General features: G+C 62.6%; 10 protein-coding genes. All 10 read left to right on the top strand.

Going from position 1 to position 13,484, the window contains the following annotated elements:
- Window positions 1–121: 121 nt before the first annotated feature.
- Window positions 122–2,611: a mechanosensitive ion channel family protein gene (locus NKH02_RS05780; protein ID WP_352877053.1), complete on the top strand. Its 2,490-nt coding sequence runs from the start codon at window positions 122–124 to the stop codon at window positions 2,609–2,611.
- 154 nt (window positions 2,612–2,765) lie between these two features.
- On the top strand, window positions 2,766–3,029 hold the full coding sequence (locus NKH02_RS05775) for a hypothetical protein (RefSeq protein ID WP_352877051.1): 264 nt from the start codon (window positions 2,766–2,768) through the stop codon (window positions 3,027–3,029).
- A 240-nt stretch (window positions 3,030–3,269) separates the two neighbouring features.
- A complete protein-coding gene (locus tag NKH02_RS05770) occupies window positions 3,270–4,703 on the top strand; it encodes a UbiA family prenyltransferase (protein ID WP_352877049.1) in 1,434 nt (477 codons plus the stop codon).
- Window positions 4,704–4,705: 2 nt separating this feature from the next.
- On the top strand, window positions 4,706–6,058 hold the full coding sequence (locus NKH02_RS05765) for an FAD-binding oxidoreductase (RefSeq protein WP_352877046.1): 1,353 nt from the start codon (window positions 4,706–4,708) through the stop codon (window positions 6,056–6,058).
- 124 nt (window positions 6,059–6,182) lie between these two features.
- Window positions 6,183–6,617: an EamA family transporter gene (locus tag NKH02_RS05760; RefSeq protein WP_352867448.1), complete on the top strand. Its 435-nt coding sequence runs from the start codon at window positions 6,183–6,185 to the stop codon at window positions 6,615–6,617.
- Window positions 6,614–7,621 (top strand): NAD-dependent epimerase/dehydratase family protein, encoded by a 1,008-nt coding sequence (locus NKH02_RS05755; RefSeq protein WP_352867451.1) that lies wholly within the window; start codon window positions 6,614–6,616, stop codon window positions 7,619–7,621. Before NKH02_RS05760 ends, NKH02_RS05755 begins: the two co-directional genes overlap by 4 nt.
- Before the next feature lie 104 nt (window positions 7,622–7,725).
- Entirely contained in the window at window positions 7,726–9,156 is a 1,431-nt protein-coding gene (locus tag NKH02_RS05750) for an aspartate aminotransferase family protein (protein WP_352877127.1), read from the top strand.
- A 23-nt stretch (window positions 9,157–9,179) separates the two neighbouring features.
- Entirely contained in the window at window positions 9,180–10,412 is a 1,233-nt protein-coding gene (locus tag NKH02_RS05745; protein WP_352877043.1) for a hypothetical protein, read from the top strand.
- A 1-nt stretch (window position 10,413) separates the two neighbouring features.
- Entirely contained in the window at window positions 10,414–10,698 is a 285-nt protein-coding gene (locus tag NKH02_RS05740) for a hypothetical protein (RefSeq protein ID WP_352877041.1), read from the top strand.
- Between the two features lie 158 nt (window positions 10,699–10,856).
- The gene (locus NKH02_RS05735) at window positions 10,857–13,418 is read left to right on the top strand and encodes a GcvT family protein (protein WP_352877038.1); all 2,562 of its coding nucleotides are present in this window, start codon (window positions 10,857–10,859) and stop codon (window positions 13,416–13,418) included.
- Window positions 13,419–13,484: the final 66 nt, after the last annotated feature.

Below are 13,484 nucleotides of genomic sequence, written 5' to 3'. Positions count from 1 at the left end.
CCGACGCCTGTGTGATCGGATGGGCCAGCGATGACTGCGACGGCTTGCCCCGTGATATGGCCGTCTTTATCAAGGACAGGCTTTCAAATTGCCTCGCCGCCCGTGAGTCGCCGTCAAAATCATGATCTTCCGATTGTTTCGCCTCATTTTGATCCTCGCGCTTGTCGTTTCGGCGCCGCTGTCGTTCGACGCGGCGGCGCAAGGGCTTGGCCAGGCGCCAGCCGGACTGGTCGCCGACCAGCAGAAGATCATTCAGGGGCTGACGACCAAGACCGACAATTTCGAGAAGCAGATCCAGCAGGACGCCGAGGATGATGGCAGCCTCGTCGATATCCGGCTGCAGCTCGAGGAACTGTCGCGCCAATCGCTGACCAGCGCGCTGGCCTTCCGCACGCGCCTTGGCGAGATCAACAGCCGGCTTGAACAGATCGGGCCCGCGCCCGCCGCCGGCCAGCCGCCGGAGCCCGATATCGTCAGCGGCGAACGCCAGGCGCTGACATCGGAAAAGGCGGAGATCAACGCCGTTATCTCGCAAGCCCAGTCCTTGTCGATCCGCATCAGCGGGCTGATCGACAAGATCGGCAACATGCGCAGCGAGCTGTTCCGCAATGTGCTCACCAAGCGCTACGTGCTGTCCGACGCGCTGAGCCCGCAGGTTTTTTCGGACGCCAGGGACGAATTCGGCAATTTCTACAAGGCCGTGTCGTCCTGGCTGAGCTTCGCCTTCAAGTTCAAGTTCCAGGCCATCCTCGCGGCTACCTTCGTGGCGCTCGGGCTGGCTTTGGTGCTGCTGGTCGGTGGCAGGCGCCTGTTCGGGCGCGTGTTCGAAGCCGACCCCGCCAATGAAGATCCATCCTATCTCAGCCGTCTATCGGTGGCCTTTTGGTCTACCTTGCTGCCGACGCTGGCGGTCGGCGTGTTCCTGGCCTCCACGGTGTTCTTTTTCAATTATTACAATGTGTTGCGCGGCGACATTGGCCTCTTCTTGAATGCGCTCGCGGCCGTCATCGGCGTGGTGTTCTGCGTCAACCGGCTGACCAATGCGGCGCTTGAGCCGCGGCTGCCGAACTGGCGCCTTATTCCCGTCGAGACCGGGCCGGCGCGCTGGCTGGTGCGGCTGACGACAGCCATGGCCGTGGTCATCGGCGTCAACTATTTCCTGTCGGTGATCAACGACAAGATGGGCTCGCCGCTGTCGCTGACCATCGCCCGCAGTTTCGGCGCCACCATCATCGTCGGCATCATCCTGATCCTGATGGCGATGCTGAGGCCGTTCAAGGCGCGTGACGGAAGCTGGCGGCCGTGGCCGGCATGGCTGCGCTATACATCGCTCGCGCTCGGTCTATTCACCATCGTCGCCGCGCTGCTCGGCTATATCGGCCTCGCCTTGTTCGTCTCGCTACAGGTCGTCGTCACCGGCACCGCGCTGATCACCGCCTATATCGGCTTCCTGTCGGCGCGGGCGATCGGCGAGGAGGGCGCTTTCGCCGACACCTCCGTCGGACGCTGGCTGTCGGCCAATTCGAGCTACGAGGACACCGCGCTCGACCAGCTCGGCCTCGTCGTCAGCGTCGCCATCAATGTGATGATCGTGCTGGTCTTCCTGCCGCTGATCCTGTTGATGTGGGGCTTCCAGCCCGGCGATATCGAGGCCTGGGCCTACAAACTGGCAACCGGGATCAATCTCGGCTCGGTGACGATTTCGGTCACCGGCATCCTTTCGGGCATCGTCGTCTTCATCATCGGCTATTTCCTGACGCGCTGGTTCCAGGGCTGGCTCGACGGTTCGGTGATGGCGCGCGGCAAGGTCGATACCGGGGTTCGCAATTCGATCCGGCTGGCGGTCGGCTATGCCGGCGTCGCGCTGGCGGCACTGGTCGGCATATCGGCGGCGGGCATCGACCTCTCCAGTCTGGCGCTGGTCGCCGGCGCTCTTTCCCTCGGTATCGGTTTTGGCCTGCAGAATGTGGTGTCCAATTTCGTCTCCGGCCTGATCCTTTTGGCCGAGCGGCCGTTCAAGGTCGGCGACTGGATCGTCGCCGGCGATGTCAGCGGTACCGTGAAGAAGATCAGCGTGCGCGCCACGGAGATCGAGACCTTCCAGCGGCAATCGGTCATCCTGCCCAATTCGAACCTGATCAACAACGCCGTCGGCAATTGGACACATCGCAACAAGCTCGGCCGTATCGACATCAAGGTCGGCGTTGCCTATGGCAGCGACGTCAAGCAGGTTCATGCCGTCCTGCTGGACATCGCACGCGGCCATCCTATGGTGCTGAAAAACCCCGAACCCTTCGTGCTGTTTTCCAACTTCGGGCCTGCCGCACTCGAATTCGAGATCCGCGTGTTCCTGGCCGACGTGATGAACGGCAACATCGCGCAGAACGACATCCGATTTGCCGTGCTCGAAAAATTCAGCAGCGAGCACATCGAAATTCCATCGACGCCGCGCGCCGTCGTCGATGCCCACAAGCCCAAAGCCTGGCCGACCGACGACGACAAGATCGAGGCCGACTTCGCCGAACAGGAGCAGGCCAAGCTGGGAGCCGCGGCCGAAGCGAAACGGACCGCCAAGACAGGGCGCAAGCTGCGCAAGCCCGATCCCGACTAGGTGCCGATTGACGCGCTCGGACCGGCCAAAGCCAATTGCGGCATGAATGCGGCATTCAGTTGCGGTTCAGCTTCCATCTCATATAAGCTCCCATGCAAAGGCGAAAATGCCTTGCGAAATGCAACAGAGGCGGTGGGAACACCGATATTGCACCATGTGGAAGTCTCTCGTCGCTGCCGCCGCTTTGCTCGCCGTGAGCGGCTCGACCCATGCCGCAAGCGCGGTCAACAAGGACGCCGAGACACGCACGCTGATCGTGACCGAGGGGGGCAGCAAAAGCGATCTAGCGCTGGCCGCTGGCGAAACCGTTGAATTCTGCCCGAATGGCTGCTTCGTCACCTTGCCCAATGGCGACCTCGAAGCCCTGACTGGCTCGGAAACGGTCGAAATCTCGGGTGGTGTCGCCCGCATCAAGTAATTTCGACGGCATGACAGGAAAGGCCGGGCATTTGCTCAGGGCATTTGCTCGGCCTTTTATCGTTTCCGGTATCGATTGTTTAACAATGAGGCCGGAAATACCGCCACGGCAGCCGTCTACAACCGTGCGTTTTAACGTTCGCTACGCCATCCCCCGCTATACCTGCCCTCAAGACGCCGAATAGCGGCGCGCAACGAGATTCCGGTTTCCCGGATCATACGCGGGCGGGGCAGGACGGACATGGATGCGCGGTCGGACAGGAACGCAATACCGCTTGCGGTCGATCTCGACGGCACGCTGATCGCGACCGACCTGTTGTGGGAAGGCCTGTTCATCCTTCTCAAGAAGAACCCGCTCTATATCTTTCTCGTGCCTTTCTGGGCCGCCGGCGGGCCGGGGCGGCTGAAGCAGGCGATCGCGCAGCGCATCGACATCGACCCGGCATCGCTGCCCTATCGCGAGATGCTGCTTTGCCGCCTCCGTTCAGAACACGCCGAAGGCCGCAAGATCGTGCTGGCGACCGGCACGCCGCGCAAGTTCGCGGACGCCATCGCTGCCCACCTCGGCATCTTCGACCGGGTGCTGGACACCGACTGTCTCGCCAATCTCACCTCGGGCAGGAAGCGCGCGTCGCTGATCGCGGCCTATGGCGATGGCGGCTTCGACTACGCCGGCAACAGCCGCCATGACCTCCAGATCTTCGATGCCGCACGCAACGCGATTGTCGTCGCGCCCGACCGTCATGCCGCACGCTGGCAGGCAGCGCACGGCGCCGAGACGATGCCGGCGCCAAAGCCGACCTTGCGGACCATCGTAAAGATGCTGCGCGTCCATCAATGGCTGAAGAATTCGCTGATCGCGGTGCCGATGGTGCTCTCGCATGAATATTTCAACATCGATATGATCTGGGAATGCCTGCTGGCGTTCGTCTCGTTCAGCGCGGTGGCATCGGCCATCTACATCCTCAATGATTTCTTCGACCTCGCGCTCGACCGCAAACACCTCGCCAAGCGCAACAGGCCGTTCGCCAGCGGTGCGCTGTCGATCCCGTTCGGCCTTGGCGCGATCGCCGTGCTTCTGGCGATCGGCGTCGGCACCGGGCTGTTTTTGTCGCCCGAATTCCTGGCCGTGCTCGGCGGCTACGTCGTGGTCACCACGGCCTATTCGCTGTCGTTCAAGCGCATGCTGCTGGTCGACGTGCTGACGCTCGCCGGCCTCTACACGATCCGCGTCCTGGCTGGTGCGGCGGCGACCGGCGTCGATGTCTCGTTCTGGCTGCTCGCCTTCTCGATCTTTTTCTTCCTGTCGCTGGCGCTGGTGAAGCGCTTTGTCGAACTGCGCATCACCGCCATCCCGCATGGCGAGCGCATTGCCGGCCGCGGCTATCGCACCGAAGACCAGGAGATCGTTGCCCAGGCCGGCATGGCCTCGGCCTTCTCTTCGGCCCTGGTGCTGGCGCTCTACATGGACAGCGTCGCGGTGCGCGAGCTTTATCCGCATCCGTGGCTGATCTGGCCGCTGGCGCCGATCGTGCTTTATCTGACCATGCGAGTCTGGATCCTGGCGCGCCGCGACGAGATGCATGACGATCCGGTCGTCTTCATCATTCGCGACTGGCGCAGTCAGATCGTGGTGCTGATCGGCGCGGTGATGCTGGTCATCGGGGGCTGGTAGGCATGGCCACTGAGCGCTTCCCAAGCTTTGGCCTTGCCACACCGCCGGCGACGCGCGTCATCGGTACCGATGAGGCGATCGCGCTGCTGAAGGGTGGGCAGGCCGGGCCGGCGTCTCTGCTTGCCTATGGCAACGGGCGCTCCTATGGCGATTCCTGTCAGAACGAGGCCGGCGCGATCATCGATATGCGGTCGCTGAACCGGATCCGCGCCTTCAACGCTGAAACCGGTGTTCTGGAAGCAGATGCTGGCGTGCTGTTGTCCGACATCATCGCCCACGCCGCCCCTTACGGCTTCTTTCCGGCGGTTGTTCCAGGCACGCAATTCGTCACGCTCGGTGGCGCCATCGCCAATGACGTGCATGGCAAGAACCATCACCGGCGCGGAACATTCGGCTGCCATGTCGAGACACTCACGCTGCTCAGATCCGACGGGAAGAGCCGTCGCTGCTCGACGACGGACAATGCGCGGCTGTTTCGGGCGACGATCGGCGGCATGGGGCTGACCGGCCTCATCCTGTCGGCCTCGATCCGGTTGATGCGGGTTCCTTCCCTCGACATCGTCGAAAAGGCGACACCGTTTCGCGATCTTGACGAGTTCTTCGGTTTGGCCGAGGCGGCTGATCTGGCCAATGAGTACGCGGTCGCCTGGATCGACCAGCTTGCCGGCGGCCGCAACAGCGGTCGTGGCCTGCTGTTGTCAGGCAATCACGCCGAGCACGGTTCGCATACCGCCTCACGCGCCGGCGGCAAGCTCTCGGTGCCGGCCCAACTGCCGTTCAATGTGCTCAACCGGCCGTTCCTGACCGCCTTCAACGCCGCCTACCGATGGAAGAAAGGGCGCTCGACGGCGCCGCGCCAGGTCGGATATCAGGGCTTCTTCTTCCCACTCGACGGCGTGCGCGACTGGAACCGGCTTTATGGACCGAAAGGGCTTTTCCAGCACCAGAGCGTGGTGCCGGAAGAGACGGCGCGCGAGGCGGTGCCGGCGCTGCTGGCGGCTGCAAGGCAAGCCGGGCAGGGCTCATTCCTCACCGTGTTGAAGCGCTTCGGCTCCATCCGCTCGCCGGCGCTGCTGTCGTTCCCGCGTCCCGGCTACACGCTGACGCTGGATTTCCCCAACAGGGGCGCGGCGACGCTGGCGTTGCTGCGGGAACTCGATCGCATCACGGTCGAGGCCGGCGGCGCCGTCAATCCCTACAAGGACGCCCGCATGGGCGCCGACATCTTCGCGTCGTCCTTTCCCGAATGGCCACGGCTGGAGGCGCTGCGCGATCCCGCCTTCCTATCGAGTTTCTGGGCGCGGACGGCAAGGAAGCTGGACCTGCGGCGGGGTGTCGTCGAAGCCGCGGAATAGATAAATTTCGAGTAATTCATGGTTATCGGACCGTTAAATACACGGTTCACTCAAAACATTATTGCGGCTTCACGAAATGTTTGCGGGTTTGTAATATGAAGCGCGATGGGGTGGCTTGGAACACATGAAATACATCGTCTTCATTCTCTTTACGGTCATGACCAATGCTGCCGCACAGCTGATGCTGAAGCAAGGCATGATGTCGCTCGGGCCGATCTCGTTCGAGGGCGTCAATCCGCTCATCAAGCTGTTGCAGATCGTCTTCAGCCCATGGGTGTTCCTGGGCCTCTGTACTTTCGTCATCTCGATGGCCTCGCATCTCTATGTGCTGTCCAAGGTCGAGCTTTCCTTCGCGTATCCATTCCTCAGCCTCGCCTATGTGGCCGTCGCCATCTTCGCCTATTTCGTCTTCCGCGAGGACCTCAATGGCTGGCGCATCGCTGGCATCGCCTGCATCTGCGTCGGCACGGTGCTGATCGCCCAAAGTGGGCGAGGACATGCGGACCAGACGGCTTCCATCACGCCCGACAAGATCCAAGCAAACGAGACTGTTCGATGAGACATGTGATTTTCGGCGGCGACGGTTTCGTCGGCCGCCACCTTGCCCCGAAGCTCGTGGCCGATGGTGAAGAGGTTGTCGTCGCCGACATCGTCAAGAACGACCTGCCGCATTACCGCAATGTCGGCTTTATCCAATGCGACGTCACCGATCCGGCCTCGATCGCGGCTGTCGGGCTCAAGGCCGACGACATGGTCTACAATCTGTCGGCCAAGATGCTGTCGCCGATCCAGGTGCGCGCCAAGCGGCACGACTTCTTCTTCCCGGTGAATTTCCACGGTACCGAGCACATCCTGCAGGCAATGGACAGAGCTGGCGCAGCCAAGCTCGTCCACTATACGACCGATATGATCTACGGCCACACGGTCACCAAGCCGATGACCGAGGAGCATCCGGTCGCGCCGCTTGGCGAGTATGGCTGGTCGAAGCAGAAGACCGAGGAACTGGCCGCCGAATGGCGCAAGCGCGGCATGTCGATCTCGCTGTTTCGCCCGCGCCTGATCATCGGCCCCGGCCGTCTCGGCATTCTCGAAAAACTGTTCAAGCTGATCGACTGGAGTTTACCCGTGCCGATGATCGGCTCGGGCAAAAACCCCTATCAGTTCATTTCTGTTTTCGATTGTGCGGAAGCTGCCCGCGCGGCCTGGAAAGCCGGCGTGCCTGATGAGGCCTATAATCTGGGTTCGCTCAACCCGCCCCCCGTCAAGAAATTGCTCGGCGACCTGATCAGGCATGCCGGCTCGAAATCGATCCTGATCCCGACACCGGGGTGGGCGGTCAAGCGCACGCTCGACCTGCTCGACCTCATGAACATGCCGATCATGGATCCGGAACAATATCTGATCGCCGACGAGGAGTGCGTGCTCGACGTGTCCAAGGCCGGGCGCCAGCTCGGCTGGGTGCCGCAATATCGCGACGAGGACATGCTGATCGCCGCCTACAGCGAGTACCGCGCCAGGAAAGCCGGTCCCACTGTGGCCACCAAACATGTGCCTGCCGAATAGCGGCTCGCAAAACAGCTTTCGTTGCGCCCGATCCTGGTCGTGCGCGCAGACAGGAGATTGAAATGACCGTCATGGCCAAGCCCGAGCAGACCAACGTGCGCACCATGGTCAGCGCGCCGTCGCTGTCGCCCGCCACCATCGCCAAGCCCGATTTGATCAGCGTCGAGCAGGCCAAGGCGATGGATGTCGCCCGCATGACCGACCTGTTCAAGGCGCATCTCAACCCCGGCCAGCTGCATTTCATGAAGCTGCTCGGCTTCCACAAGATCAAGATCGAGCGCGCCGACGGCATGTTCTACATCGACCAGAACGGCCGCAAGATCCTCGATTTCTTCGGTGGTTTCGGTTCGCTGGCCTTCGGCCACAACCATCCGCGCATCCTGGAAGCACGGAAAAAATTCCAGGAGGAGAAGCGCCAGGAGATCGCCATCGCCTTCATGTCGCAATACGCGGCGGCGCTCGCGCACAACATCGCGAAGTGCTCCCCCGGCGATCTCGACATGGTGTTCCTGGGCTCGTCCGGCTCGGAAGCCATGGAAGCGGCGGTGAAGCTCGCCGAGCGCGCCGCCGGCCCGAAGCGGCCGAAAATCGTCTATGCCGAGAATTCCTTCCACGGCAAGACCAAGGGCGTGCTGGGCATCACCGACGGCCAGCTCTATCGCGCCGACTTCAAGGTGGCGGACAACACGGTCCGCATCCCCTTCGCCGACATCGAAGCCGTCGAGCGGCTGTTCCGTTCCGACCCGGAGGTTGGCGTCATCGTGCTCGAAACCATCCAGGGCGGCGGCGGCATCATCCAGGCGCCGGCCGAATACTGGCGGAAGCTGCGCGCGCTGTGCGACCAGTATGGCGTGCTGTGGGTCGCCGACGAAGTGCAGTGCGGCTATGGCCGCTCGGGCCGCTTCTATGCCTTCGAGCATTACGGCGTCATTCCCGACGTGACCGCGCTGGCGAAGTCGCTCGGCGCCGGCAAGGCAGCGGTCGGCGCGATGATCGCGCGGCGCGAGGTCTACATGAAGGCCTACGGCACGCCGAAGACAGCAATGATCCACGCCATGGCGACCTTCGGCGGCATGGGCGAGGCCTGCGTCACCTCTATCGAGGGCCTCAACGTTCTCTATGACGAGGGGTTGATCGACAATGCCGCCGCGACCGGCGACTATCTGCTGCAGCGGCTGCAGGCGCTGAAGGAAAAATATCCCAAGATCATCAAGGATGTGCGCGGCAAAGGCTTTATGGTCGGCCTGGAGTTCCACGACTTCTCGCAGACCTTGCCTATGGTGCTGCGGCCGATCGTCAGCGTGCTCGACGACAAGCTGAAGGGCTCGCTGTCGGGCTTTGTCGGTGCGCTGCTGCTGCGCGACTACGACGTGCTCGTCGCCTTCACCGAATACAACCGCAACGTCATCCGGCTGGAGCCGCCGCTGATCTGCCAGCGCGAGCATGTCGACCGCTTCGTCGATGCTTTCGACAGCCTGCTGTCGCGCGGCATCGTGTCGATCGTCAAGGACTTCGTCAAAAGCCAAGTCCGCTAAAAGGAAGCTCGCTGAGTACAACGATGCTGACCAAGTCGCCCGCTCCGCAAAACCCACTCGACCGACTCGCCGGGGCCGGTCTGGCGTGGGGCGAGGGGACCTATGCGCGGCTGGCGGCACCGATCGGCGCGGCGGCCTTCGCGCTCTACATCCTTTTGACGGCGTTCACCGCCTGGGTGATGCCAGACGCCAATTGGGACATGCTGCCCTATCTCGCCATGTCAGAGGAAGGCACCTATCCCAACGCGCAGGCGCTGCATGACCACGCCTACAACACGGTCAAATCAGGTGTTTCGGCTGCTGACTATGAGGCGCTGACCGACGATGGCGGCGGCTTCCGCAGCCATATGACGGAGAATGCCGCCGACTTCCATTCGCTGCTTGGCATGTACCGGATCAAGTTCCTCTACGCCGAGATCCTGTCGACGATGAGCGCGGTGATGTCTCCGGTCGAGGCGATGCGGCTGTTACAGGTGTTCTCCGTGCTGCTGTTTGGCGCGATCACGCTGCTTTGGCTGCGCTCCGAGCGGGCTCTGGCCTTGGCGCCTGTGGCCGGCGCGGTGCTGATCATGGCCGATTTCGGCGATGCGGCGCGCGCCTCGACGCCGGACCTGTTGTGCTCGGCGCTGCTGCTGGGCGGGCTTTACGCCTATGTCCGCGGCCGCGAGGTGGCAACGGCGATCCTGCTCTTCCTCGCCTTCATGGTGCGGCCCGACAACATTGTTTTCCTTGCTATTTTCGCTGTGCTGCTGGTCGTGTTCCGGCAGAAGGCATGGGGCGCGCTGGCCGGCTTTGCCGCTTCCTTCATTGCCTATTTCGCCATTTCGCACTGGGCCCATCATCCCGGCTGGTGGCCGCATCTGTGGTTCTCCAGCATCGGGCAGCATTACAATATGGACGGGTTCGAGCCGCCATTCTCGGTTGCAGCCTATCTCAGGGCCTTTGCCACCTCGCTGCTGCGTGCCGTCAGCCTGAACAGCTGGGTCGGGGTGTCGGTGCTGGCACTGGCGGGCTGGTATGCGGCCGGCCGTGCCGGCTTCCGCCTCGATCGCCGCGCCGGCATCTTGTTCGCGGCGCTGGTGCTCGGCGCGCTGGCGAAGTTCACGGTCTTCCCGATCCACGACACCCGCATCTATTTCCCGCATCTGATCCCATCCTTCCTGCTGCTGGCGACACCGTTCATGGCTCTGTGGGCAACATTGGGGCATGGCCAGCATCGCGTCGCCTTGCCAATCATTCCCGGAGACAAGTCATGAGTTGGGTATCCAGCCTGGCGCGCATTGCCCTGTCGCTAGGTCTTCCCAAGGGAGTTCTCGATCGCGGGCCGTCGCTGCGCGGCACGAAGTTCCTGGCCAGGGCGGCGCTGAGGGCGCCGACTGGATTGTCTTCGAACAGCTCGACCTCAAGCGCTACCGCCCCGGCATGATCAAGGTCGAGGTCGGCGCGCTGCCGGCCGCCGAGATCGGCCAGGTCGTGGTCAAGCTGAAGACCTCAGGCTATCAGGTCGGCTTCCAGGCCGGGGACATCTGGGCGTTCGCCTGAGTTAGCCCCAGCTCGGAAGGCGAACCGTCCAAGGCGCCCGACGTGAACCATTTCACCCTATGGTCGCTCGGCTTTTTGCCAATGTCGCAAACAGGCTTCATTCGCCCTGCCGCTCCGCCCTATAGTCCGCCCGCTTTATCACTTTGGAGTCGCGGACAATGGCAGAGTTTCCGAAAAAGGCGAAGGTCGTCATCGTCGGCCTGGGCGGTATTGTCGGCGCATCGATCGCCCATCATCTGATCGAACGCGGCTGGGACGATATCGTCGGCATCGACAAATCAGGCATCCCGACCGATATCGGCTCGACCGCGCACGCCTCGGACTTCTGCTACACGACCAGCCACGATTTCCTGTCGTGCTGGACGACGCTCTACTCCATCGATTTCTACGAGAAGATGGGCCACTACGCGCGCATCGGCGGTCTTGAAGTTGCCCGCGTCGGCGACGATGGCCGCATGGAAGAAATCAAGCGCAAGATTGCCTCGGCCAAGGCGTTCGGCACGCGCGCGCGCCTGATCGAACCGGCCGAGATCAAGGAAAAATTTCCCCTCATAGAAGAAGCGATGGTGCAGGGCGGTCTGTGGGATCCCGACGCTGGTCTGGTCATCCCGCGCTCGCAGACCGTCGCCGGCAAGCTGGTCGACCAGGCGGAAGCGTCGGGCAAGTTGAAGTCGTTCGCCAACACGCCCGCCAGGTCGCTCATCGTCAAGGACGGCCGCATATCAGGCGTCGTGACCGATCGCGGCACCATCGAGGCAGACTATGTCGTCGTCTGCGCCGGCATCTGGGGCCGGCTGATCGCCGAAATGGTCGGTGAGGACCTGCCGGTCATGCCGATCGACCATCCGCTGACCTTTTTCGGCCCGTACAACGAGTTTGCCGGCACCGGCAAGGAGATCGGCTGGCCGCTGCTGCGCGACCAGGGCAATTCTGCCTATATGCGCGACACCGGCGACCCCAAGACAGCCGAGGGCGGGCAGATCGAATGGGGCTATTACGAAGAGACCAATCCGCGTCTCTGCCACCCGCGCGATTTGCTGGAGAAGGACCAGGCGCGGCTTTCACCTTCGCAGCGCGATCTCGACATGGAGCAGATCCTGGCGCCGCTCGAGCGCGCGATGGAGTTGACGCCGATCCTCGGCGAACTCGGCTACAATGAAAGCCACTCCTTCAACGGGCTTCTCCAGGTGACGGCCGATGGCGGCCCGTCCATGGGCGAAAGCCAGAAGGTGCGGGGCCTTTGGTATGCCGTCGCCATCTGGGTCAAGGACGGCCCCGGCATGGGCAAGCTGATCGCCGACTGGATGACCGACGGCCGCACCGCGATCGACCATCACGCCATCGACTATGCGCGTTTCTATCCGCACCAGACGAAGGAGCAGTTCATCTGGGACCGCTGCACAGAGACGGCGATGAAGGTCTATAATCCGGCCGTGCATCCGCGCGAACCGTTCTCCAAGGCCCGCAACATCCGGCGCTCGCCGTTCTGGGAGCGCGAGAAGGAACTCGGCGGCTACTTCATGGAACTGGGCGGCTGGGAGCGCGCCCATGGTTATGCCGCCAACGAGCATCTGCTGGAGAAATACGGCAACCGCGTGCCGGTGCGCGAGAACGAGTGGGACAACCGACATTTCTGGCGCGTTTCAAATGCCGAACATCTCGCCATGAGCGAGGATTGCGGCATCGTCAACCTGTCTCACTTTGCCATGTACGACATCGAAGGTCCGGACCATGTCGCGTTGCTGGAATGGCTTTGCGCGGCCAAGATCGGCGGCGACAACAACATCGGCAAGGGCATCTATACCCACTTCCTCGACGAGGAAGGCATGGTGCGCGCCGACTTCACCGTCATCCGCATGGCCGACCGCTGTCGTTTGATCGATGGCGCCGACGCCGGCCCGCGCGACTTCCAGTACATGCGCCGCACCGCGCAGGACAAAGGTTTCGACGTTACCATCACCGATGTGACCGAGAAATACGTCACCATCGGCATCTGGGGACCGAACGCCCGGGCGACCCTGCAGAAAGTTGTCGAGAATCCGGACGGGCTCTCGCATGAGAATTTCCCGTTCGCGGCGATCAAGCCGGTCAGGATCGGCGGCAAGGATGTCACCGCTTTCCGCATCTCCTATGTCGGCGAGCAAGGCTGGGAACTGCACATGCGCTACGAGGATGGCCTGGCCGTCTGGGATACCCTGCGCTCGACCGGCGTGATGCCGTTCGGTGTCGAGACTTATGCCAACACCCGCCGCATGGAAAAGAGCCTGCGCCTGCAGAACGCCGACCTTCTGACCGAGTACAATCTGCTCGAAGCCGATCTGGCCCGGCCGAAGGTCAAGGAGAACGACTTTTGCGGCAAGGCCAAGCATGTCGAGTACCGCGCCCGCGAGCATCAGCCGGCTATGCTGTGTACGCTTGTGATGACCGAGAACGTCGATGCGAAAGGCATTGCCCGCTATCCCGTCGGCATGATGCCGGTGATGGACCCGAAGACCGGTGAAACGCTGGTCGACGAACTCGGTCGGCGGTCCTTCACCACCTCGATGGCCTATGGCCCGACCATCGGCAAGAACATCGGTCTCGCCTATCTGCCGTGGGCGTACGCCCAGGAAGGCCGCAGGCTCACCATCGAGTATTTCGGCGAAACCTATCCGGTCGAAGTAGCGGCTGTCGGCTACAAACCGCTCTACGACCCGGAGAACCTCAAGCCGCGCAGCTGATGCTGCAGGACTGTGAACGAACGCAAAGCCCGGCTCTCGGCCGGGCTTTGCTCTTTTTAAACGGGC

The organism is Mesorhizobium sp. M1396 (assembly GCF_040317725.1).
In the GTDB taxonomy this organism is placed as follows: Bacteria; Pseudomonadota; Alphaproteobacteria; order Rhizobiales; family Rhizobiaceae; genus Mesorhizobium.
This window is presented reverse-complemented; position numbering and strand designations above follow the sequence as displayed.

Coding starts and splice junctions, on each gene's coding strand:
- NKH02_RS05755 (WP_352867451.1), top strand. CDS start 6,614: ATGAGACATGTGATTTTCGGCGGCGACGGTTTCGTCGGCCGCCACCTT.
- NKH02_RS05770 (WP_352877049.1), top strand. CDS start 3,270: ATGGATGCGCGGTCGGACAGGAACGCAATACCGCTTGCGGTCGATCTC.
- NKH02_RS05780 (WP_352877053.1), top strand. CDS start 122: ATGATCTTCCGATTGTTTCGCCTCATTTTGATCCTCGCGCTTGTCGTT.
- NKH02_RS05750 (WP_352877127.1), top strand. CDS start 7,726: ATGGTCAGCGCGCCGTCGCTGTCGCCCGCCACCATCGCCAAGCCCGAT.
- NKH02_RS05745 (WP_352877043.1), top strand. CDS start 9,180: ATGCTGACCAAGTCGCCCGCTCCGCAAAACCCACTCGACCGACTCGCC.
- NKH02_RS05765 (WP_352877046.1), top strand. CDS start 4,706: ATGGCCACTGAGCGCTTCCCAAGCTTTGGCCTTGCCACACCGCCGGCG.
- NKH02_RS05735 (WP_352877038.1), top strand. CDS start 10,857: ATGGCAGAGTTTCCGAAAAAGGCGAAGGTCGTCATCGTCGGCCTGGGC.
- NKH02_RS05775 (WP_352877051.1), top strand. CDS start 2,766: ATGTGGAAGTCTCTCGTCGCTGCCGCCGCTTTGCTCGCCGTGAGCGGC.
- NKH02_RS05760 (WP_352867448.1), top strand. CDS start 6,183: ATGAAATACATCGTCTTCATTCTCTTTACGGTCATGACCAATGCTGCC.